Here is a 23,825-nt window from a genome sequence, read left to right on the forward strand (position 1 = left end):
AGCGGCTGTGCGCCACATCGAATGAGGATCGAAATGTTCAAGACAAAAGCACTTCTGGGTAATTCAGCGATGGCGCTGATCATGCTTCTCCCGTCACCTGCCATGGCGCAGGCTACGGACGAAGTGGGTGTCGAAATTCTCCAGCTTCTGGTCGATGAAGGGGTTATTCCTTTCGACAAGGCTCAGGCCATTCTCGACAAGGCCCGGCAGAACGCAGCTTTGCGTGCCGAAGCTGATGCTGCGGCCAAGGCTGAGGATGTCGTCAATGTCCCTTATGTCCCGGAAACCGTCCGGGATGAGATCAGGGAGGCCGTTCGCGACGATGTGGTGAAGACGGCAAAATCCGAAGGGTGGGTTTCGCCGAACACGCTTCCCGATTGGGTGAAGGCGGTACGGATTTCAGGCGATCTTCGGGTGCGTGGTCAGTTCGACAATTTCAGCGATAATAACTTTCCGTCCTTTCCCGATGGTAATGCCATCAATCAGGCGGGCGGCGTATCCAATTCAAACTTCCCGCTGCTCAATTCCACTTTTGATCGCAAGCGTGTGAATTATCGTGCACGCATCGGCATCGATGCGCGGGTAGCAGATGGCATTCAGGTCGGTTTGCGCCTGGCTTCTGGCGACGAACCTGGTGCCATTTCGACAAATTCCACTTTCGGCAATTACTTTGATCGCAACACGCTCTGGGTCGATCGTGCCTTTGTCGACATCGAGCCAATTCAGGGCGCACATATCGTCGCAGGCCGCATGCCTAATCCTTTCTATTCCACCAGCCTGGTGTGGGATGAAGACATTAATCCGGAAGGTGTCGCGCTGAGTGTCGATCGCGAGATCGGCGGAGGACTTGGCGTCTTTGCAACGGGCGGGTTCTTTCCCTTGCAGGAACGCGAAATTTATGACGACACCAACCTCTATGCAGGCCAGATTGGCATTCATTATGGCTCGAAGGATTCCTTCTTCGCCAAGCTTGGCGCGGGGTATTATTACTATGAGAATATTCAGAGCCTGAAGAACCCGGCAGACGGCTCGCGCATCAATGACTGGAGCGCGCCAGCCTATGTTTCAAAGGGCAACTCCAACTTCAACATGCGCACCGATGGCCTGACCACTCTGGTCGGTCTGGCCTCGGAATATGAGTTGCTGTCGGGTACGGCGGAGGTCGGTTACCGGTCCGGCCCGCTGACGTTCAAATTGTCCGGCGAGGTCGTGAAGAATCTGGCGCTCGATAGAGCGACGATCAACGCGCTGCGCGGTGGTGAGCAAGGCGTCAAACCCGGTGATCTTGGTTGGTTGACGCGCCTTGAAGTCGGCTACCCTGTTATCTCGGAATTCGGGCAATGGCAGGTAGCTGCTGGATATCGTCACGTCGAAACGGATGCCGTGCTCGACATCTTCACGGATTCAGATTTTGGCCTCGGGGGCACCGATGTCGAAGGCTATCAACTGGAAGCCTATTTCGGCGTTCACAAGAACACCTCTCTCGGAGTGCGTTGGCTGTCGTCGGACTCGATCGAACGAGCGCCCTTTTCGGTCGATGTGGTTCAGGTCGAACTGAACACGCGGTTTTGAGGAGGCGGGCATGAAAAAGACACTCTTCATGGTTCTCGTGCTTTTTGCTTCCCCTGCCTTCGCCGAGACGCCTGGGGCCGTTTCGGAAAAGGTGGCGACACCAATCTCCCTTGATCCAGCGGAGCAGCTGGAGCGCAAGGAAGAAGAACTGCGCCGCATGACCCGGATCGCCGACAATGCACGAAAAGAGGTTGAGCGTTTGCGCGCGGACATCGCGCTCAAGGACGAGCTGATCGCGCTCGGGATCGAGCGTAACGCCGAGCTGTTCGCCATTACCCGCGAAGTGATCGACCAAGGGTTGAGCAAGCGGTCTGTCGAGCCTTTCCTGCAGACCCAACGGGTGAAGATGGAAAATCTTCAGCAGGACTATGTCGATCGCGCGCATGCCGCTCGAATTTACCCCGAGACGCTTCCCCCCAGTGTTCAACAGAAATTGGACCAAGAGGCCGCAGGGTCGAACTGATCGACCTCCATTCCCTCCTGGATGACAAGCATTTTAAACAGGAATCTGTTCATGTCCGTCACTATCGCCACCATTCGCAAGCGCCGTATCTCCGGTAAGCGTTTCAAACTTGGTACGAGCCTCGTTGCCCTTGCGGCCATGAACATGCTCGCACCGGTTTCCGCCAGAGCTGAGCAGCCTTTCGGCACACTGGTTGGGATGCAGGCGGGCCGTACCATAGGGGCGGACGGTCAGGTTTCCGTCTGGCAAGGCGCGAACCTTCCGGTTCTCTCGAAGGAGGGCGACCGGGATCTGATGACAATCGTGCAGACCCAGAAAAAGGCCATTCTCGACTGGGAAGATTTCCGCCTCCAAACTCAGGAAATCCTCGAGTTCCAGCAGCAGGCATCCGACTGGTTCGTCATCAATCGCGTGCATGGCAGTCAGGCTGCGGAAATTCACGGTGAAATCCGTGCGATCGGTTCGGTCTACGTCTTCAATGACAATGGCGTGCTGATTGGCGACGATGCGCTGATCAATACGCGGCAGCTTGTTGTCGGCTCGGGTATTTCGGACGTCGATATCGATGGCGATACGACGACATTCGTGCAGAGCCGGGCGAAAGCAGCGCTCGACTGGCAGAAATTCGAAGTGGCCACCGATCAGGTTCTGAAGTTCGAGCAGCAGGCCAAGGACTGGCTGGTCATCAATCGTGACCTGACCGAACCTGCGAATACCGGCAACGCTGCTGCTCTCGCCCAGGGTGATCTGACGCTTCACGGCACGATCGAAGCCAAGGGCATCGTCGTGCTTGAAGACAAGACCGGCTTCGATATCGGCGAAGACGCACAGATCAATGCCGAACGCTATTTTCTGACCCAGAACATCGCCGATGTGAACGTCGCGGGCAATGGCTTTGAATTCACCCAGGGTGATGAGCGGGCCATCATCAACTGGAGCGACATGAATCTGGCGGAAGGCCAGAGCATTACCATCCATCAGAATGGTGATGACTGGATGGCGCTCAATCGCAGTATTGCGGGTGGTGTCGTTGCGCTCGACGGTACGATCAAGGCGGACGAAGGTCTGCTTCTGGTCGCGCGGGACGGCTTGGTGATCAACGGTGCTATCGAAGCCGGACAAGTCGTAGCGTCCGCTCTGGAAATCCGCGACACGGCTTTTCTGGGTTTCCATAATAAAGGAGGCGGGCTGTTTTCCTTCTCGGAAAACGATCAGAATAGTGCGCTACGGCTGGACCCTACCTTCAGTAACAGTTGGATTTATCCAGAGCTGGGCCAGGGTAGTGCCGGCCAGACGGTGGAAGCCCGAACCGATCGCTATCTCAATCTGCTGAATGACGAGCCGATAGTCGTCGATCCGAATGATGCACAGCATTATGCGGTCACGGTGGGTGCGGCGGGAAGCATCAGTACCGATGCAAAGGGCAAGATCATGCTCTTTGGTCCCAATGTCTACAATAAGGGGGTGCTGAGTGTTCGGGATGAAGGCCAGGTCATCCTGGCTGCCGGTGAGAACATCTTCATAGACAGCCAGGATGGTGTCAATCTGGATGTCTACACCAGCGGTTATAACCCATTGGACGTGACCAACAGTCAGGTTTCATTGAACTATCTGGCACCAGCCTTCCTTAATGTTCAGTATGACCGGAGCACCCGGCGCTATTATGCGCAGGACAGCGTCATTCCGACGGAGTGGGTCGATTTCGTCAACACCATGACCGGAGGCTCGTATCAGGCGGGTGACCTGCTGCCGGGCACGGTCGGCGATACTCTGGTCGGCCTTAACGGTTCGTCGGAAAATCTTGTTTCCGACTATGTCGATGCCCTGCGCGCCGCGCGCGTGCGGGATATCGGTTTTACCGCCGTCAATGAAGGCATCATCACCGGCACAGGTGGCAGCGATGTCACTATGCGCGGCTGGGATGTCGAGCAGAACGGTGCGATCACGCTGACATCCACCGCCAATTTCCGCGCTCTGATCGACCTCCAGGCCGTGATGCAGGATCAGGCGGTCACAAATGGTACGCTCGAAAATAACCTCGCGGGCAATGGCACGGTAGTTTTTGGCAAAGGCAGCCTGACCCAGATAACGCCAGATCTTGATGCGGACGATACTTTACCGCTGACCCAGGGAAATCAGTCGGTCGGCAATTTGTTCGTTGCCGGCCAATATGTGCACCTTCAGGATGACTCGCTGATTTACATGCCTTCGGGCACTGCGGAATTCTATGTGGACGCCGACGCCACGGTGCTTGATCCCTTGGGGGCGAGCGGTAACGCCAACAGCCAGGATGGATCGCGCTTCCTGATGGAAGGCGGCGCGACCATCGACCTGTCGGGTTGGGATGTCACCCGCGAGATGGGCTATCATCAGGTGACAGGTACGGTTTATGTCGCCCAGCTCGCGGATTCGCCTGTGCAGGATGGTGGGCCGTTGTATCGTAAGGAAATTTCGGTCGACCGGCGTTACGGTACGGAGATTGTCGACTGGGAAACCTTCGACAATCTCAACCAGCTAACCCTTGATCAGATGATCGTCGATGGTGGCACGCTGAAAATCGCCGTTGGTGACGATTTCATCATGAAATCAGGCGCGGTCATTGACGTGTCGGGCGGGTCGATCACTTATGACGAAGGCTATGTCTATACCACGCTGTTGCGCCGGCTTGATGGCAGCATCATCGACATTCGCGAGGCTGATCCCGACGAAATCTACATGGGGCTTGCCAATGAGTGGGTCGTTTACGACCCTAAATGGGGGAAGCAGGAAACCTACTATGTCCCGCTTATGTCATCGTCGAGCGGGCAGTGGGAGGATAGCTATGTCGAAGGCGGTAACGCCGGTACGGTGAATGTCTGGGCACCCGACGGTGTCTATCAGGGCACGTTCCTGGGCGATGTAACCGTTGGTAAATACCAGAAAATCAACCAGCCTGACGCTGGCGCGCTGATTATCAACGCTTATGGCGAATATGACGAGGACTATCTCAGCCAGCGATTGCTGATTGCCAACGCGATGGCGCAGCTGGACGGAGACTTCGGTTTATATGACAGCCTGACGTCGGTTTATGGCGATCTGTTCGGCGAGGAAGAGGAACGCACGGGTTCCTATGATGCCGAAGGAAATCTGACTTTGCTATCGGCTGACCTGTTCGAGCGTTCGACAATGGGGCGCTATGAGTTGACCCAATATTTCTTGGGAGAGGGGCAGAGCTTTGCCGGTAAGGGTGAGGGCGCATACGGCAACTATTACAGCGTGGTCGAGGATGGGGTTGACCTGAATTTCGCGAACGGAGCGACCTTCGATCTGATCGGGACCGGAGCAATGTATTTCGGTGGTTCTCTCACCACCAACGGTGGCGATGTCGCGCTGCGCGGGCAGGGGATCACCTTTGCCGCAGACAGTTTCATCGATACCAGTGCGGCCTGGTACAGCGAATTCGAACTCTATGATTATGTTCCGCTGGCCGATCGACCGATCGTCGATGGCGGCGACATCATGATCATGGGCTTTTATAACGACCAGATCGTGAATGAGGCGGATGCCGACTATGCCTTCGTCATTCCCGAGACGGTTGGTTTGAGCGCCAATGGGGGCGGATATCTGGACCGCGAGGGCAATCTGACCGCGGGCAAGGGTGGCGATATCTATATCCGCAACTTCATGGCGCTGGGCGATAGCGTCGACCTGTCCGGCGCGTTCAACGCCCAATCCTATGGTCTTGGCGGCAACGGCCAGTTCACGCTTGAAACAAGCGGCGAAATCTATGTTGGCGATGAATTGCCGGAGGATTTGGAAAACCGGCATATCACCGCGCTGATTGCACCGGATTTCTATGAAAACATGCCGTTTTCGGGCGTCTATCTGAGCGCGCCGAAAGTCACAATCGCGCCGGGCATGAACATTTCCGCTACAAAGGCGACGATGCAGCTCGATCCGGCGACATTGCTGGACGGCGTCCCATCCGCCTGGTTGGCGGAACCGGGCGCGGATATTCTGGACGTAACCACTATCGGCTATGTTGAGCCAGGTTATCGCGATGCGGCCTTGCAGGACGGGGCCGACCTAGCCTTTACACCTTATATTTTCTCCGATGACTATACGCAGATCAGCCTGATCCATCTGAATACCTTTGGGGAGGATGGAGATGTACGGGATGGAGCCCTCCTGCCTGAGGATTCGTCCATCACGGTCAATCCCGGCGGCAGCATCCTCTACTACGGCAATGTTGCGGGGACGCTCGAGGCGCCAGCTGGCACGATTTCGCTTGGTGGCGTGCTTTCAAGCACAGCGCGCATATTGGCACCGGGAGCGGTGCGGATCACCGATCGTACGCTTGACAGCAATGGAAATGAACTCGTTAGCGGCATCGTTCTCGATGGCGGCGTCGTCAATTCCGGCGGAAGCGCCATGTATTCGCTGATCGCGGAAGACGGCGCAATTATCGATGTTTCCGGGACAAGCGCGGAACTGAACATTGCGAAAGGTGTGGGCGGCAGTGTCGTTCGCGAACTGACAACGATCGCTTCTGATGGCGGTTCGGTCAATTTCAGCGGTTCCTCGCTGGATGTGAACAACATCACCTTCCTGGCATCGGGCGGCGGTGAGGGCGCACGAGGTGGGACCTTCACATTGCAATGGATTTCGGGCGATTATGAAGCGGTTGCCACCAACACCGGGGCACGCCTGAAGAGCGCATTGTCCGGCACGTATCGGCTCAAGGGCGGTGGCTGGCAATATGGTCTGGCCGGCGTCGATCTTTCCACGATCGATTGGGGATATACCGGCAACGGAGGCGATTATTTCGTCAGTGACAGCCTCGATTTTGCGGAAGGAACCTATCTTCCCGAACTCACTTCTATTCAGGCGGATTACGATGCTTGGTACAATGCTCAGGCCAGTGCGCCTGCCCCCATTTTCTACATTGGTGAAGGGGAGTTGCCGGCGTTGCCGGATTATGCGGGATTGCCGCAAATCGATCCGGCGTTCCTGACGCTTTACGAAGCACTTGGCTATGGCCTGCCGACCTTGAGCACTGAGCAGACATCGATGTCGCTTTCGCCGCAGAACATCGCGGCGGGCGGCTTCAGCAGTGTGCAGATCGCTGCAAGCAGTGCGATGGTGGTTTCCGGGAAATCTCAGCTTGGAGGGCTGGCAGACGATGGCAGTTATCTGATCGATGAAGTCGTTTTGTCGGCTTCCAACATCTACGGTCAGGCCGATGCCGATTTCACCATATTGGCCAATACGGTGCGGCTGCTGGATAGCGGCACGCTGAACGAAAATGGCGGCAATCTCCCGACGGATGTCGACGAAGCGCGTTTTGCGGCGGCAATTGAGGCGCTGGGAGTGTCCGCGGACAATGTTGACACATCGTTTGCTGTCGAGGCGGGGAGGCTGATCGATATCACTTCTGCCGATTTCCTTGGTTTCGAGGATGTGACGCTCAACAGCGGGGGCGATATTCGCTTCACGCCGACGATTCCTTATGTGAAGAGTTTTGATACGCCGGAAGGTGCGCTTGTCGCCTCGGGTAATCTCACACTCAAGGCGGATCAGCTTTACGCTGCATCGGGCCGCATCTTCACGGTAGAAGCGGGCGATACGCTCACCATCCTGCCGCCAGATGAAGGCTCGGACATCAACAAGGTGCCGCTGGAAGGCGGGGCCAGCCTGACCTTGCGCGCGCCGCGCATCGTGCAGGGTGGCATCGTCCGTTCGCCGCTTGGCTCCATCACGCTGGAATCCTGGGATGACGGCAGCGAGGGAGCGGACAGCATCAGCCTGCTGGCGGGAAGCCTCACCTCCGTTTCGGCTGACGGCAATATCATCCCCTATGGCACGCTGCAGAACGGCGACACGTGGGTTGATCCCTTCACCAAGGAAGAGTTGACCTATCTGCCCGATCGCACCGTCACTATCGCGGGCAATGTGATTGATTTTGCCGAAGGAGCAGTGGTGGACATTTCCGCGGGCGGCGATCTGGTGGCCAGCGAATTCGTGGCGGGTGTCGGCGGCACGACGGACTGGCTGACCGGCTATCGCAATGAGGACTATGAGTGGGTTGCTGATAGCTCCGGGATCTTCGCTATCATTCCCGGCTACGATGGGGATGTGACGCCGCTGGGTACGGGCAATGGCTATGGCGCGCAGGATCTGGGTAAAATCTATCTGTCCGGCGCGAACGCCTACGGGTTGCCCGAGGGCGAATATACGCTGCTTCCGGCTGAATATGCGAGCTTGCCGGGCGCTTATCGGGTCACCGCGAATCACCAATATGGCGATTATGGCAATATGGTGCTGGGCACGACCGCGCCCAAGGCGGACGGCTCGGTCATTCAGGCAGGCTATCGCTTTACTGCCAATGCCGATGGTTCGGTGCAATATCGCGACCCATATACCAATGGCTATCTGGTAATGAGCGGGGAAGTGCTGGCCAAGCGGTCCACCTACAACACTGCCAGCGCGACGAGCTATTTCGACTCTGAAGCCTTCCTTGCGGCTGCGCTGCGGACCAATCTGGAAGTGGACTCCCTCCCACGCACGCCAAATGACGGCGGCGGACTGGCGTTCGTCGCTGGCTCCTCGCTGACACTTGATGGTGCGATCGATGCAGAAGCAGCCGAAGGTGGCAAGGGTGGCTATCTCGATATTGTCTCGGGGAATATTCTGGTGTCCGGTGCGGAGACGGATTTATCTGCCTATGCCGACTATTTGGTGCTGGACGCGGATAAGCTGGCCAGCTTCGGCGTGGAAAGCCTTCTGTTGGGCGGCAGCCGGTATCAGACCGACACTGGCACGGCGATTGCCGTGGGCGCAGGCGATCTGGTGATCGATACGGCCGGAGGCACGCTGTCGGGTGCGGACATGATCTTTGCCGCGATCGGGGGGGTTACCGTCAAATCCGGTTCAGTCGTCGAAGCGACGGGCGGATTGACCTCTCCGACCGAAGCCTATCGCATTGATGCGGCCTATGGCCTGTTCCAGACCGGGCAGAGCACGCCCTCGACCAATGACGATGTATTCGTCCATGCCGATCTCGACCGGGGCGCGCTGTTGCATGTTTCGGCGGGTGAACGGGCAGAATTCCTGCGCGACAGTGCCGCAGTCGATGCGATGGCGGAACTGCTGGCCAATCCGGCGGCGCTGGCTGCGGCTAACGCCAAGCGCGCGTCGGAAGGGCTGGCCCCGATCAGCGCCAAAGGAGGCTTGCTGACTATCGAGGATGGCGCTGCGCTTCTCAGCAGCCGTTCGCTCGTGCTCGATGCGACTGCGGACACCGTGTTGGCCGGCGGCGCGACGCTGGGCGCGAAACAGATCACGGCATCGGCTTCTCAGGTTAGCATTGGTGATGTTCCGGCGGTTCTTTCCGGCCTGATCTTCACTGGCGACACGGCGGCGGTGCTCTCAAGCGCTGAAGATGTCGCGCTCAAGAGCTATTCGAGCATCGATTTTTACGGCGATGTGGAATTCGTGACTGAAGGCGATCTTACGCTGGATGCGCGTGAAATCCGCTTGCTTGACAATATGGGCGGCACGGCCCGCATCCAGGCGGGCAACCTCACACTCGCCAACAGCAACGGCGGGCAGGCGGTTGCCACGGGCGGCAGTGCCGGACTGGTGATGACCGCTGAAAACATCACGCTGTCGGGCGGGATGAAGGCCATCTCCGGCGCCGATGACGTAACCCTCACCGCCACGGGGCGGATGATGGGCCGGGATGATGGCGGGCTTACCCTGCCGGGCAATCTGACGCTGGAGGCCGGGCAACTTACCGTGAACAGCGGCGATGCGCTGGCGGTGAATGCGGCGGGCCTGATTACGGTCAACCAGGTGGAAGGCGCGGAAATTGCGGCGGCGGACAGTTTCGGCGCCACGCTGGCGCTGAACGGGTCCGCCATCGCCCATAACGGCCGGATCGCGCTCAATGGCGGCACGGTTTCGATGCTGGCGCGCGATGGCGATATCGCCTTGAGCGAAGGCAGCGTGGTTGATGTTTCCGGCACGTCCTTTGCGCTCTACGATGTCACCATCGGTGTCGACGCGGGCAGGGTCAACCTTACCGCCGATCATGGCGATGTGGTACAGGCCGAAGGCGCGCTGATCGACATTTCGGGCGGCGAAGCGGCCGATGCCGGGGCGCTTGCCATCTCGGTGGTGGAAGGCAATGCGCTGCTGAACGGCACGCTCAGCGGCGGCGCGGCGGAAGGCCGTTCGGCGGGGGATTTCGACCTACTGATCGGTTCGCTGGCCGATTTTGGTGGGCTGAGCGATACGCTGACCGCTGGCGGGCTGAACGGGCAGCGCAGCTTCGAAATCCTTTCCGGCGATGTCACGCTGGACGGCACGACCGAAGTGGAAGGGCTGTCGCTGGTCGTGAATGACGGCGCGATCCATGTGACGGGCAGCGTCACCACCACGGGCGCAAAGGGCGGTACGATTGCGCTGGCGGCATCGGAGGATGTCACGCTGGCGGGCGGTTCCGCGTTGGTCGCGGCGGCAACAGCCCAGGGCGGCGCGGGCGGCAAGGTGCGGATCGAAACCGCAGGGACCAATGGCGGCGCGATCTCGATGGCCTCCGGCGCGCTGATCGATGTCAGCGGCATGGCTGGGCCGGAAGGCGAGGAAGCGCAGGGCGGCCTTGTTCATTTCCGCGCGCCGCAGATTGGCTCCAACGATGTCGCGATCACGCAGCTTGCGGGCACGATTACTGGCGCGGATCGGGCCGTGGCGGAAGCCTATGCGGTCTATGAGGACGTCGCTGTCATCGACCAGGCCGTGATCGACACGGTGGAAGGCGATGCGAGTGATTTCATGAACGCGGCGCTGGCCAATGGGGTGGAAAACCGGCTCGGTTCCGTCTCACTCATCCCCGGCATCGATATCCGCAATCAGGGCGATATCGAACTGGCCCAGGAATGGGACTTGTCCTCCCTGCGTTTCGGGCCGGACGATCGCGCGGGCGTGCTTTCGCTGCGCGCTTCGGGCGATCTGCTGATCAACGCCAATCTGACGGATTCCGATACGGCCAGCGGTTCCAACTGGGATATCAATCTGGTTGCGGGCGCCAATCTGGACAGTCCGGCCGTGCTGGCGGTTCTGACGCAGAGCCTGCTGGCGGATGGTACGGGTTCGGTGATTATCGGCGGTGAGGTGGATGCACTCGACATCACGATGCTCAATGCCAATGACTACGACATGACCATTGAGGTTGGCGGAGTTGATTACGCGTCAGGCTTCTCTGAGCTGTTTTCTATCATCGATGGGTGGATTTTCTCGAAAGGCATTACTCTTCCTGACGCGGAGGTGATGGAATATTACTACTCAGCAGAGGATGTTGTTTTTAATCAAGGCGGCATTCCTGATGACTATGTTGAAGGATATTATTTAATTAAGAATTTCCTGGAAACGAATCCAGAATATTACGCCGTGCAATCGAGTAATGCTACTAGGACATACTATGCCGGTCTGACTTATATCAACTCTCGTATCCTGAGGGATGCAGAGGCTTTGTCCGAACTTTCTGATGAAGCGGTGGTGAAGTTGACCGAATTATACGGACGCAGAGTGAACGGGAATGAGGAGAATAATAAGCCATATTATGTCGAATTTGTGAACTATATGCTGGGAAATTACCCGGATGTTATTAACAAATATTATTTTGAAATTGAACAATCCGTTGATGCAGCGCCATATTATTTGCGAGTGAATGGGGCGGAGAGTGCTCTCTATAATCTCAACGCCGACGGCTCTCTCGGCGTTGAACTGGAGCGTGATTTCACTACCGGAAAATATATCGATCCGGTCACTGGCGCGCTGATCGAATATGCGGCGGGCGCTAAAGATTATGCCGATACGGATTATTATACCCGTGATCCCCTGGACTGGATCGTTTCCTGGCGGTCAAACTACGACAATGATGACTACGCCACGCTTGTGCAGACCTATAACCCTCAGGGTTATGTGGTCGGCACCAACGGTGCGGCTATTGCTGTGGCGGCCGGGCGCGATCTGGTGCTGGAACAGCGACCTTCTTCGCTTCAGACGACGGGTGCTGGGTCTTCGATCATGGTCGATGTCGCGGGCGATATCATCGCGCATGACGATGTGGCCAAGACTGTTGCGACCGATATTCTGACTGAAGGCAGCGCCTTCATCGCTGCTGGTGGCAAGATCGACAATCTCTCAGTCATGGCCATGGACATGGATGTACGTGCGGGTGGCGACATCGCCGGGGGCATTTATGATGTTACCGGCACTGCCCGCATCACCTCTGGCGGAGCCATCGTTTCAGGCAGTGAGGTTGTTCTGCTGTCCACCGCAGATCCGATCGTTCCCTATGATGATTGTCCGTCGAGCAGCGAATTGTGCCATTACGATCAGGATCCGACTGATGTGATCCGACACAATCCGTTCTACACCCTGTTCTACGCCAATGAAGCGGGCGATCTGCAAGTGAAGTCGGCCGGTGACCTCAACATCGAAACCGCGACCGGCGGGGCGGAAGCCCGCGTGGCTTTCTATTCGGCGGGCGGCGATATCGTAACGCGCAATAATGATTATAATATCACGTCGGCGGCCCTGCATGATGAAATTGGCAGTCCTTATTATATCAGTTACAGCAGCCAGAGGAGTGTCAATGTTCCCAATACTACCGTGACGGCGCAGACATGGGGCGGCACGGTGGAACTAGTCGCGGCCGGCGGTGATGTGAACATTCTGGGCGGTTTTGCCATGGCGCCCTATCAATATGGCAATCTCGATGTTCTCGCGCAGGGCAGCGTCCAGATCGGCACTTACCAGCGGGCTGCAGACGTTCTGGACGTGCAGACATCAGCCGCCGAACGTGCGGCGCGTGAGGTTCGCATATGGACGGGCAACTATCATAGTGCGATCTCAGGCATTTATTCGACCAGTGATCTCGTCACCCAGGACGATGCGTTTTACCAAGGTTATGCTGCGCGGCCCGCAGGCCTGAACCTATTGCTGCATGAAGGGGATAGTGAACCAAGCCGGATCTATACTGGGGCAGGTAACATCAATCTTTTGGGCGGGGTTTATTCTGCTGAACAGACATGGATAAAATCGGGCGGCAATATCTATTTCCCGCAACTGCTCGTACGTCACAGCCAAGCCAGTGATGTAACGCAGGTCACGGCCGCCGGGGGCATTTATTTCAGCGACTATATCGCGCCAACAACACCGGCCGCGACCTTGTCAGGCCTGGGTGGCTATATCGCGGCTTTTGGTGAGGGCAGGCTGGAAATCGAAGCCGGGACAGATCTCTGGATACCGGATAACGCCAGAGGTATCACCAGCGATGTGCTGATGGATATGGTCCGCATCGACAATTCCGGCCATTTCGGCTTTGTGGAGATCGACCCGGACATGAAGTCCGCCGATATTTCCATCAGTGTCGGCTATAACCAAAGGCCGGACTATGAAGCCTTCGAGGCGGCCTATTTCGACCCCGAATTCATGGCCGACATGGCGGATTATCTCCGCGTTGATCTGGGTAGCGGGGAGGAACTGCCCTTCTATCTGTTCGACAGCTATTATGCGCGCGGCAACGGTGCCAAGGCTGAAGTCGTAACGGGTGAAATGGCGGGAGGCTTCGTCAATTATATTCGCTCCCTGCAAGGGCTGGAGGCTCTGCCCGACGAGGCAGCACAGCGCAATTATCTGGATACGGCCTGGGAGTACTGGGTGAACCTGCCTGCCGCGCAGGAAACCCCTTTCGATGCCCTCATCCCGCGCTACACGGCGGCGCAGTCGGCTCAAGAGGGGCTGAAAGGCGAGTATTTCCTGCCTGAGCAGCGTCAGGGTCTCGTCAACTATGTCCGCGAGCTTCAGGGGCTGGAGGCTCTGGCCTCTGCCGAAGAGCAGGCCGCCTATATGGATGAGGCGCTGGCCTATTGGGATGGTCTGAATACCGTCTACAAGACGCCGTTTTACCGCTCCGTACTCTTCCTCGAAATGCGTACCTCCAGCCGAGAGGCGAACGACCTGGACAGCGACCGCGCCGGTTCGGTCAATCGCGGCTATGACGCCATAGCCACGCTGTATCCGGGCGCGCAAAAGGCGGCGGACGAGCAACTGGCCGATGGGGAATCGCGCTGGGACGGCAATCTGGAAATCTTTGCCGCGCCCATCCTGTCCAATGCGGGGGGCGATGTCTCTGTGGTGGCGCCGGGCGGTTTTGTCCGCCTTGCCAGCGCGGCGGCGACGGCGGACCAGATCGGCCAGCCTTCGGAGAATAACCCGCAGGGCAACGCGCTGCGCGCCGGTATCGTGACGCAGGGCGGGGGTGAGGTGAACGTCCTCTCCCATGGCGATATCGATGTGAATCAGGCGCGAGTGCTGACCAGTCAGGGCGGCAATGTGCTGATGTGGTCTTCCTATGGCGATATTGCCGCAGGCAATGGCGCCAAGACCTCTATCGCGCCGCCTTATTATGACCGCTCGATTGACGAACTGGCTAATTTGAACCGTTCACCGGCGGGGCTTCCCACCGGAGCGGGCATCGGTACGCTGGCAAGCACGCCGGGTGTGCCTCCGGCAGACGTCGATCTTGTCGCCAATTATGGCGTGGTCGATGCAGGGGATGCGGGTATCCGTGTTTCCGGCAACCTCAATGTCTTCGCCATCGAAGTCCTCGGTCTCGACAATATCGACGTGGCGGGCCGCACCACGGGCCTTCCCGAAGCTCCCGCCGCGCCTCCAACCTCGCTCGATGTTGGTGATATCGGCAGCAAATCGCTGCTGGGAGGCGACTTGCTCAAGGATCTGGCGGAATCCGTGCGCCGGAATGCCGCTTCGACCACGCCGTCGCTAATCGAAGTCCGGGTCACCGGTTATGGCGATAGCGAATGCGAGGATGGGCGGAAGCGGGAGCAATGCGCTCCTGCGGCTGGAAATCCGCAAAGCTCGGTGTCCTCTTCCTCGTCCGAACGCGCCGATATTGGGCGGGTGCCGACCGTCTGGTCCAACGGAAAGCTGGATTTCGACATTGCCGCGGTCGGTTTGGATGATGCGATGAAGGAGATGGGGAGGCTCTCGGGCTATAACATCCTTTACAGCTCGGATGTCGCTGCCAATTTCCGCTCACAACCGGTCCGTGGGTCGATGACGCTGCGCGAAGCGATGTCCCGGCTTCTTGGCCAGGGCCTGCGAGCAGTGCTGATCGATGATCGTACGATCATGATCGAAGCCAATAACTACGCCTACAACTGATTGATTTGGAGATAAATTCAATGGCACGCGCACAGAACAAGGGCGCCGAAGGGCGGCTGCCGCTCTTCTTTAAGGAACCGCTGCTGGTTTCATCCAACACCCACGGTGATTGGAAGATCAGGGAAGGGGATTACAGCTTTGCCGCCGATGCAGTGAGCATACCATTGTCCGTCGGCGAAATCATGACGGCCAGCCATGACTACCCGGTCCTGTTTGCCGGTGCCAAGGCCGCGCCAGTGGCGCTGGTGGGCGTCAAGGATGCCAATTTGTTCGTCGAGAATGGCCGTTGGGCAAGCGATGTCTATATCCCTGCCTATGTACGCCGCTATCCCTTCTCGACCGTAACAGTCGGTGAAGATCAGAATGTGGTGCTGATGGTGGATGCGGCATCGGATCGTGTCGTCAAAGGCGATGCCGAGGCTGCGGGGAACAGCATTCACCACCTGTTTGTTGATGGCAAACCCTCTGATTACACCAAGCGGCTTATGGCTTTTTGCGATCAGTTTCATCGTGATGCGCAGAACACCGAAGCCTTTGGCGTGGCGCTGGTCGAAAGCGGCATTTTGACCGATCGTCGGGCGGAAATGTCGGGACCTGATGGGAACGACAGGCTCTCGATTTCGGGTTTTCAGGTCGTCGACACCAAACGCCTTATGGAGCTTCCCGACGATATTGTTCTCGACTGGCACCAGAAGAACTGGCTGGCGCTGATCCATTATCATCTTGCTTCGCTTGGCCGGTTCGCAGCCCTGGGTCGCAAGCGCGAAGAGCGTCGCAAAGGCGCCTTCGCGCAATCAGATATGGAGACTGCTGCATGAACCGGAAACATACTTTGCAGCGCTTCTTTGTAGCAGCCTTCCTGGTGTCTGCCACGACGTTAAGCGGGGCAACGGCGGCTCTGGCTGCGGATGACGTAGCTGGCCTTGGCGGCAAGGTGGTTCCGGGCTTGTGCCTGCTTTCGCGCGAGGCGGTGCTCGCCAACGCGAAGGTCTCGAAAGCGGCGAATGAGCGTCTGGCCACGCTTCTCAAAGCGGCTCAGGAGGAAATCGCCGCCGAACGCGCACCTATCGATCGGCAGGTTGTCGCGCTTCGCTCCGAAGCGGCCAGTCTGAAGCTGGAGGAACGCCAACGTCGTTCGCAAGCGCTGGCGGAGCAATTGAAACCGGTCACGGCCAAAGCGGACCTGCGGTCACGGGAAATCAACCTCACCCGCAAGAAAGCGCTCCAGCAAGTTTCGGACTATCTTCAGCCGGTGATCGCCGATGTCTATCGGCAGCGGGATTGCGGGTTGCTGGTTGATCGAAAGTCGGTTCTTGGCGGCAACTTTTCGAATGATCTCACGGCCGATGTGGTGCGAGGGCTGGATGCAAGAGTGCAGACGATCACTTTCGAGCGCGAACATATCTCCGAGGATTAGCTCTCGTAAGTTTGGGCGCTGATTTTAGAAATTGCATTGGGAATGAAGGTGGCGTGCTATGCTCTCTATGATCCTGCTTTCCTTAATAGCGTTTATCACTGGCGTTGTATTAACTTCACTAGTGGCGCTTTATGTATTTGGTATTCTTCATGCTGAGGCTGTTCGCGTAGTCGAAGGCTATGGCATGGTTTTTTCGACTACAGGGCCCTCCATGTTCGGGGGAAGAGTGTCGCCGTTGGCGGCAGACAGTCAACACCATGCCAATGACTAAAAGCGGTCTCGCTCCTGTCCGGCAACGGGCAACTGCTTGCCGGGCTGGCAAGCTATAGTTTTCATGAAATGCACCTTCAGGTGCGGGCAGTTCCCTCATTATGCTCGTGCTATAACCTTGATCTGGCGTGGGCGTTCGGCTCCCTCCGTACTCACGCCAGATTTTTTTCATTCACTGGCCCGGCACGTGCCGGAATGCCGTAGCTTGCTTGTCGCAAGGTCTTCATTTCCTTACAAACGAAAGTCGAATTGTAGAAATGACTGCAAATGAACTCGTTGAACTTTTGTCTGGTCAGTTCAGGTTGTCGAAAACTGATGTAAAAAGGATTGTTGATGGCGTCTTTACCGCCATCGGAGATGCCGCAGCCGACGGTGATGAAATCGCCATCAACGGCTTCGGAAAGTTCCAGGTGAAACATATGCCGGCCCGTGAAGGGCGTCATCCGCTTACCGGCGAACCGATGACCATTCGTGCCGCCAATCGTATCTCCTTCCGCCCCGCCAAGGCGCTCAAAGACAAGCTGAACAGATAATCGGCAACAGGCTTTCGACCTGGCGAGCGTTGGCCGGATGATCCATGCAGTTCGACAATACCAATGCGCCGAAACTGAAGCGCGCGGCAATATACTCCGCCTTCTGGATATGGATGCCCGGAAAGAGAATTCCGAAATGTCGGACCAGCAATATCATCCGTCCTTGTCAGTCATCTATCGAATGCACTGTGGACCCTTTCAGGGATAGCCGGTCCTCGCGGCGGCGTCGCTGAGCGCCTTTGCCCTACATCATGTTTCGCTTGCGCAAGGCTCGAAAACCCGAACTGATTGACTTCAGCAGCCCTGAGCGCTCATCCCGGCTTGTGCCGCTCACAAGCCTTTCCCATGACGGCATCCATGTCATGCGCAGTACGCTGACTGAAAACGAAGATGGTCGTTCCATCGGCGGCGCGCAGCTCAGTATAGCTGTCCATCTTGGATCTGCGATGGATCTTGAATGGTGTCCGCCGGGCAGCGACCGGAAAAGAACGACCCGGGTCGAACGGGGCATGGCCCATATCAATCCGGGCAGCAACCCCTTCTATCAGCGCTGGAAGGGGGTGCCCGAACTCCTGATCTTTGCCATCGATCAGCACATCATTGATCGCGTGGGGCTGGAAACTTTCGGCAGGTCGGGCTCTGTCCTGCGCCCGACTGTAGGTGTCGTCGATCCAGACATCCAGCACGTCTTTCCGATCTGGCAGCGCGAACTTGAAACTGGTGGACCGGATGGAAGGCTTTTCCTCGAAAGCCTGGCCAAGGCCGCCATCATCCATCTGTTTCGGCACTATGCCGGAAATGAAGCTGCGCCTTCTGTGTTGCGCGGTGGACTGGGCGTAGCGCGGCTGCGCCGGGTGATCGACTATATAGAAGCGCATCTGGAGGATGATCTCTCGATCAGGGATCTAGCAGCCGTTGCTGGCCTTAGTGCGCATCATTTCGGATTGGCCTTTCGTCAGTCCACAGGCCTGCCGCCACATCGCTATCTTGTTGCACGCCGTATAGAACGGGCGAGGGCGCTGCTGCTCACAACCGACCTTTCCATAACCCAGATCGCTCATACGGCGGGTTTTGCGAGCCACGGCCATTTCGCCGGGCATTTCCGCAAGCTCCTTGGCGTCACGCCGTCACGCTTCCGGCTCGATCACCGTTGACTGAAGTCTCACCTCACTCCTCTCGTGTCGTCTCTTCCATCATCAAGGGTGCGAAATTATGATGTGGGTTGCGAATCCCGGCGAAGCTGAACATCAGGAATGGAACCTCATGCGACCGCGGCCCAGTCTCGAACCCGAGCTTCTTGCAGCGCCGCCCATGTCGGAAGATCCGACCGACTATGATTATCGGCTGCTTATCGTCTATTTGCGGCTGCTTGATGCTAAGGCCGATGGGGCGGTATGGTCCGAAGCCGCCCGAATCATTCTTCATCTCGATCCGGAACGAGACCCGATAGGTGCGCGCGCCATTCACGCAGCCCATTTGTCGCGCGCTGAATGGATGCGCGACCATGGCTATCACAAGATCCTTGCCGATGCGCGCCCTCGTAGTCTGCCCGCAAATCGTGAAATCGGGTGAATTCTAGGGCGTCTTTATACCGCAAATGGAACGATCATCGTCCATTTATGGAAGCCTGTTACGAACGATCCTTCAAAGATGAGTGCCTGACCGGCCTGCCGCTCGCTATGCGGCGCGGCACCTGAGCTGCCTGCCGGTTCCGACCGATCGTGTGTGAACGAAGCGGCGGGGGAGAGGATGCATGAGCAAGGCCGTCAGGCTGTCCGGGGCTTCGTCCTGGGCAAATGAGAAAGCATATGTCGCGCTGACGCAAGCCGACCGGGCAACCTTCGCCTGGGAATTCGCTCGGCGTCAATTCGTTCGCCAGACCGCGACGGCCCCGGCATCCTCACTGCTGTCGGACAATATTACCCTTCTACGAGGCGGAGGAAATCCTGCGCTGCCGGGACTGTGCTTTGCTTTGCCGCCATCCGGTTCGGCTATGATTGCGACGGTCCAGTGGTCCTGGCAATACGATGCTTCGGTCTTGCCCATTGTCGCCCTGACGGCCGTCGACGGCTTCGATCTGCGGGCCCTTGCACTTCCGGTAACTCTCCTGCGGCAAGGAGGCGTGGAGCATGTCCTGATCGCCGATGGTACCGCCCGGCTGCGACTGGCGGTACTGGAGGGGACGTTGTCGCGGGGACCGGTGCGGCTTCGCTATCCTCTTCCCGTAGGCCATCGTCACCCACATCTTTTGGCGCTACGGCAACTGATGATGCTGCGTGAAACAGGTCGTCTCATGTCCGGATTTTGCCTGCCGGGCCGGCGTGCTCCGCGCTGGACGATGGTGTTACGCGCCTGGGACGCCCATTGCGCGGGGCTGAGCCAGCGCGATATTGCCTGCCTGTTCTGGGGCCACGAGCGCGTCGATGCCGACTGGAACGGACGATCCGACTATTTGCGGATGCGGGTCTATCGGATGGTGCGGACGGCCCGTTATCTCGTCCATGATGGCTGGCCTCGTCTGTTGCAATGGAGTGTGTGGCAGTAGCCTGGCGTCCCGCCCGCGAGCGGGCGATCGCGCTCTACGCCGCTTGACGCCAATGAGCATCAAGCTCTGCCGGGCCGCTTCGCGTCCCGGTCCATTCGGATGACGATCGCTGACGCATGTCCGGGAGCTGGCGCTCCCGGTGATATGGCCCGCCGCGCCTGACCGGCGCTGCGACGCTGTTTGTTGGCAGTCCCTTGGGCGTACCGGGTGGACGGCGCGCCCTCCTAGGCCCGCCGCGGCGCGCGGCAAGCCTTCGCTCGCGCTCCGGCTTCTTCACTTCGTTTCGCCCCTTCAGGTGCCGCCCGCCGCTTCGCACGGGCCTGTCCGGTCGCTTCTGCCGCCCACCCGCCACGCCTGGCGGGAACTGCGGCGGAGTTTGGCAGTGAAGGAGGCAGGCAATGGGCATTTCCGGCAAGCGCCGCGCGCGGGGCGAGGGCAGCAGGGTTTCCACCCGCAAGGGCGAGGCAGGCCCGCGCGTCAATCTCTATGACGAGGTGACGCAGCGGATCATAGTCGAGCTTGAGGCGGGCCGCTTTCCTTGGGTGCAGCCGTGGGATTCGCGTGTCACGGGCGGCCCCGGCCTGCCGATGAACGCGCTGACCGGCAGGCGCTATTCAGGCATCAACGTCCTGCTCCTATGGGGTGCGGCGATCGGCGGCGCTTACCCCTCGCAGCACTGGCTCACCTTCAAACAGGCGTTGGAAGCGGGCGGCAATGTCTGCAAGGGCGAGAAAGGAACGATGGTCGTCTATGCCGACCGTTTCGTGCCCGAAGCCGAAAAGACCAAGGCGCGCGAGACGGGCGAGGATGCCAAGGCGGTCCCGTTCCTCAAAAGGTTCACCGTGTTCAACGTGGCGCAATGCGAAGGCTTGCGCCCAGAAACCCTAACGGCGCTGGCGCGTGATCCTGCGCCGCTGCCGACCCGCGAAATTCTCCCCCATGCCGAGGCGCTGATAGAAGCCACGGCTGCGGATTTCCGCATCGGCGGCAGCGAGGCTTTCTATTCGCCCGGCGGCGATTTCGTGGCCGTGCCGCCGCAGCCCGCCTTCCGCGATCAGATCAATTTCTATCGCACCGCCTTTCACGAACTCTCGCACTGGACCGGCCACGCCAAGCGATTGGGCCGCGACCAGTCGGGCCGTTTCGGATCGAAGCCCTATGCGCGCGAAGAATTGTGCGCCGAAATCTCCGCCGCCTTCATTTGTGCCGCGCTCGGCATCGTGCCGACCGTGCGCCACGCCGATTATGTCGGATCGTGGCTCGACGTTTGCCGTGAGGACAATCGCGCGATCTTCCGCGCCGCCAGCCACGCCAGCAAGGCCGCCGATTTCATTCTCGCCTTTGGCGATGCCGAGGACGCCGACACCACAGACACCGAGCGGAGGGCGGCGGCATGATCCTCCTGACCCCTGAAATCCGCGCCGCCTTGCGCGCCAACGATATCGCCCGGATCGCCGCACAGGCTGACGGCAAGCGCGAACCCGACCCGCTGCCCGTGGTCAAGCTGTTCAATCCGATGGGCGCAGCGACATGGCTGGCGAGCGAACTGGACGAAGACGGCGACACGCTGTTCGGACTGGCCGACCTTGGGTTCGGTTGCCCGGAACTTGGTTCGTTCAGCCTGTCGGAAATCGAATCCGTCCGCTTGCCCGGCGGGCTCGGCATCGAGCGCGACCTGTATTTCGAGGCGCGATTTCCGCTGTCGGCCTATGCCGAAGCGGCGCGGATCGCAGGCCGCATCACCGAAGCCGAAGCCCTGCTCGCCACCGCCGCGCGGGCGCGCGATGTGCTCACAGCCCGCAATCCCGAAATTCCGCCCACACCGGACGGATGAGCCCCGCGCGGACTCTTTTCCGCGCTTTTCCCGGCTGCATCCGCAACCCTTCCCAAGATCGAGCGATGCAGCCGGTTCACCCCAAGAAGGAGTGCCCAACCATGCAACTCGCAAATATCGAACTTGGCAAGCTCTCGGTCAGCAAGGCCAATATGCGCTATGGCCGCAAGGCCCCGGACGTGTCCGACATTCTCCCCTCGATCCGCGCGCGCGGCGTGCTCGTGCCGCTCTTGGTGCGACCGGGGCCTGTCCCGAGCGATGCCGAGGGAGGCAGCCCCGAGACATTCGAGATCGTCGCCGGATCGCGCCGTTTCCATGCCGCGCAGATCACCGCGCAGGAGAACGGCGAAGCCGATCCGCTGCCCTGTGCGATCATGAAGGACGGCGACGATGCATCCGCGCTGGAAGCCTCGCTGATCGAGAACATCGCCCGGCTCGATCCCGACGAGGTTTCCCAATGGGAGACCTTCACCCGGCTCGTGCAGAAGGAAGGGCGGACGCCCGAACAGATCGGCCAGACCTTCGGGCTGACCGATCTCTATGTCCGCCGCATTCTCGCGCTCGGCAATCTCGTCCCGCGCATCCGCGATCTCTATCGCAGGGAGGAAATCGACGCCGGGACCGTCCGCCATCTGACCTTGGCCAGCAAGGCGCAGCAGAAGGACTGGCTGGCTCTGTTCGATGACGCGCAAACCTATGCGCCGACCGGCTCGCAATTAAAGGCGTGGCTGTTCGGCGGCGCGTCGATATCGACCAAGGCGGCGATCTTTCCGCTGGACGATTACAAGGGCCGGATCGTCACCGACCTGTTTGGCGAGGACGGCTATTTCGCCGACAGCGATCAGTTCTGGAGCGCGCAGAACGCGGCCATTGCCGCCCGTCGCAATGCGCTGATCGAAGCGGGCTGGGCCGATGTCGAGGTCATGGAGCCGGGGCAATATTTCCATTCCTGGGAATATGAAAAGACGCCCAAGGCCAAGGGCGGCAAGGTGTTCATCACCATCAGCCATCGCGGCGAAGTCGAAACGCATGAAGGCTGGCTGTCCGCCAAGGAGGCACGGAAGGCGCGCGCGCAGGCGGCGAAGACCGACGCCAGCGAAGCGGACAGGGAAGCGGCGAAGAACGCGCGGCCCGAAGTGACGAGCGGCTTGCAGACCTATATCGACCTGCACCGCCATGCCGCCACCCGCGCCGTGCTGACCGATCATCCCGGCGTGGCGCTGCGGCTCATGATCGCCCATGCCGTGACCGGCTCGCCCTTGTGGAACTTGCGCACAGAGACGCAGTCCTGCCGCAACGAGGCGGTGGCCGAAAGCGTCGAGACGAGCGCTGCCGAAGCCAGATTCGACGAGAAACGCCGAGCGGTTCTGGGCCTGCTCGGCTTCGCGCCCGACGAACCGACCGTCACCGGCGGCAACGGCATGGATGAGGACGCCAGCACCATCTTTGCCCGGCTGCTTGCACTGCCGGACGGCGACGTGCTTGCGGTTCTGGCCGTCATCATGGGCGAGACGCTCGAAGCGGGCAGCGCCGTGGTCGAGGCTGTCGGCGGCTATCTTGGCGTCGACATGGCAAGCCTGTGGACGCCCGACGATGCGTTGCTGGACCTGATCCGCGACCGGCAGGTCGTCCATGCGGTTCTGCGCGACGTTGCGGGCAAGCACACCGCCGACGCCAATGTCGCAGAGAAAATCAAGACGCAGAAATCCATCATCCGCGATCATTTAACCGGCAGTAATGATCGCAAGAAGGTGGAGGGCTGGGTGCCCAAATGGCTGCGCTTTCCCGCCGCCAGCTACACCGCCCGGCCTTTCGCCACGCTGGTGAAATGGGAGGATGTGCAACGCCATGTGAAGGGTCTGCCAGCACCGCAGCCCGTGGAAATGGAGCCGGTCGAACCCTATGCTGTCGCGGCGGAATGACGGGAAGGGGCGGCGTTGCCGCCCCTTCCAAACCTT

The 23,825-nt window shown here is 59.1% G+C and carries 13 protein-coding genes; all 13 read left to right on the forward strand.

The window, feature by feature from the left end:
• Positions 1–33: 33 nt before the first annotated feature.
• The 13 genes from CV013_RS14255 to CV013_RS14310 all read left to right on the forward strand — a co-directional run bounded on the left by CV013_RS14255 (position 34) and on the right by CV013_RS14310 (position 23,789).
• Positions 34–1,572: a putative porin gene (locus CV013_RS14255; RefSeq protein ID WP_157935788.1), complete on the forward strand. Its 1,539-nt coding sequence runs from the start codon at positions 34–36 to the stop codon at positions 1,570–1,572.
• Positions 1,573–1,582: 10 nt separating this feature from the next.
• On the forward strand, positions 1,583–2,035 hold the full coding sequence (locus CV013_RS14260; RefSeq protein ID WP_123640023.1) for a hypothetical protein: 453 nt from the start codon (positions 1,583–1,585) through the stop codon (positions 2,033–2,035).
• Between the two features lie 51 nt (positions 2,036–2,086).
• Positions 2,087–15,268: a filamentous haemagglutinin family protein gene (locus CV013_RS14265; protein ID WP_190276576.1), complete on the forward strand. Its 13,182-nt coding sequence runs from the start codon at positions 2,087–2,089 to the stop codon at positions 15,266–15,268.
• A 20-nt stretch (positions 15,269–15,288) separates the two neighbouring features.
• A complete protein-coding gene (locus tag CV013_RS14270) occupies positions 15,289–16,086 on the forward strand; it encodes a SapC family protein (RefSeq protein WP_102156376.1) in 798 nt (265 codons plus the stop codon).
• Entirely contained in the window at positions 16,083–16,685 is a 603-nt protein-coding gene (locus CV013_RS14275) for an OmpH family outer membrane protein (protein WP_102156377.1), read from the forward strand. The genes CV013_RS14270 and CV013_RS14275 overlap by 4 nt, the downstream gene beginning before the upstream one ends.
• Before the next feature lie 67 nt (positions 16,686–16,752).
• The gene (locus CV013_RS15760; RefSeq protein WP_123640024.1) at positions 16,753–16,956 is read left to right on the forward strand and encodes a hypothetical protein; all 204 of its coding nucleotides are present in this window, start codon (positions 16,753–16,755) and stop codon (positions 16,954–16,956) included.
• 256 nt (positions 16,957–17,212) lie between these two features.
• Complete coding sequence (locus CV013_RS14280) at positions 17,213–17,488, forward strand: HU family DNA-binding protein (RefSeq protein ID WP_102156378.1); 276 nt, start codon at positions 17,213–17,215, stop codon at positions 17,486–17,488.
• A gap of 251 nt (positions 17,489–17,739) precedes the next feature.
• On the forward strand, positions 17,740–18,642 hold the full coding sequence (locus CV013_RS14285; protein WP_102156379.1) for a helix-turn-helix domain-containing protein: 903 nt from the start codon (positions 17,740–17,742) through the stop codon (positions 18,640–18,642).
• Positions 18,643–18,700: 58 nt separating this feature from the next.
• Positions 18,701–19,060 carry a DUF2285 domain-containing protein gene (locus tag CV013_RS14290; protein ID WP_223805404.1) on the forward strand — a complete coding sequence of 120 codons (360 nt, stop codon included), beginning with the start codon at positions 18,701–18,703 and terminating at the stop codon, positions 19,058–19,060.
• Positions 19,061–19,241: 181 nt separating this feature from the next.
• Positions 19,242–20,033, forward strand: coding sequence for a DNA -binding domain-containing protein (locus CV013_RS14295; RefSeq protein WP_102156380.1), 792 nt, complete (start codon positions 19,242–19,244; stop codon positions 20,031–20,033).
• Between the two features lie 398 nt (positions 20,034–20,431).
• Positions 20,432–21,430, forward strand: coding sequence for an ArdC family protein (locus CV013_RS14300; RefSeq protein WP_102156381.1), 999 nt, complete (start codon positions 20,432–20,434; stop codon positions 21,428–21,430).
• On the forward strand, positions 21,427–21,867 hold the full coding sequence (locus tag CV013_RS14305) for a DUF2958 domain-containing protein (RefSeq protein WP_102156382.1): 441 nt from the start codon (positions 21,427–21,429) through the stop codon (positions 21,865–21,867). The genes CV013_RS14300 and CV013_RS14305 overlap by 4 nt, the downstream gene beginning before the upstream one ends.
• A 101-nt stretch (positions 21,868–21,968) precedes the next feature.
• On the forward strand, positions 21,969–23,789 hold the full coding sequence (locus CV013_RS14310; RefSeq protein WP_102156383.1) for a ParB/RepB/Spo0J family partition protein: 1,821 nt from the start codon (positions 21,969–21,971) through the stop codon (positions 23,787–23,789).
• The last annotated feature ends 36 nt before the right edge of the window (positions 23,790–23,825 follow it).

Origin of the sequence: Tsuneonella flava (genome assembly GCF_002870965.1) — a bacterium.
GTDB lineage: Bacteria > Pseudomonadota > Alphaproteobacteria > Sphingomonadales > Sphingomonadaceae > Tsuneonella > Tsuneonella flava.

What these genes read in the sequence shown, in the direction of transcription:
- CV013_RS14255 (WP_157935788.1), top strand. Translation starts at nt 34, where the DNA reads ATGTTCAAGACAAAAGCACTTCTGGGTAATTCAGCGATGGCGCTGATC.
- CV013_RS14260 (WP_123640023.1), top strand. Translation starts at nt 1,583, where the DNA reads ATGAAAAAGACACTCTTCATGGTTCTCGTGCTTTTTGCTTCCCCTGCC.
- CV013_RS14265 (WP_190276576.1), top strand. Translation starts at nt 2,087, where the DNA reads ATGTCCGTCACTATCGCCACCATTCGCAAGCGCCGTATCTCCGGTAAG.
- CV013_RS14270 (WP_102156376.1), top strand. Translation starts at nt 15,289, where the DNA reads ATGGCACGCGCACAGAACAAGGGCGCCGAAGGGCGGCTGCCGCTCTTC.
- CV013_RS14275 (WP_102156377.1), top strand. Translation starts at nt 16,083, where the DNA reads ATGAACCGGAAACATACTTTGCAGCGCTTCTTTGTAGCAGCCTTCCTG.
- CV013_RS15760 (WP_123640024.1), top strand. Translation starts at nt 16,753, where the DNA reads ATGATCCTGCTTTCCTTAATAGCGTTTATCACTGGCGTTGTATTAACT.
- CV013_RS14280 (WP_102156378.1), top strand. Translation starts at nt 17,213, where the DNA reads ATGACTGCAAATGAACTCGTTGAACTTTTGTCTGGTCAGTTCAGGTTG.
- CV013_RS14285 (WP_102156379.1), top strand. Translation starts at nt 17,740, where the DNA reads ATGTTTCGCTTGCGCAAGGCTCGAAAACCCGAACTGATTGACTTCAGC.
- CV013_RS14290 (WP_223805404.1), top strand. Translation starts at nt 18,701, where the DNA reads ATGATGTGGGTTGCGAATCCCGGCGAAGCTGAACATCAGGAATGGAAC.
- CV013_RS14295 (WP_102156380.1), top strand. Translation starts at nt 19,242, where the DNA reads ATGAGCAAGGCCGTCAGGCTGTCCGGGGCTTCGTCCTGGGCAAATGAG.
- CV013_RS14300 (WP_102156381.1), top strand. Translation starts at nt 20,432, where the DNA reads ATGGGCATTTCCGGCAAGCGCCGCGCGCGGGGCGAGGGCAGCAGGGTT.
- CV013_RS14305 (WP_102156382.1), top strand. Translation starts at nt 21,427, where the DNA reads ATGATCCTCCTGACCCCTGAAATCCGCGCCGCCTTGCGCGCCAACGAT.
- CV013_RS14310 (WP_102156383.1), top strand. Translation starts at nt 21,969, where the DNA reads ATGCAACTCGCAAATATCGAACTTGGCAAGCTCTCGGTCAGCAAGGCC.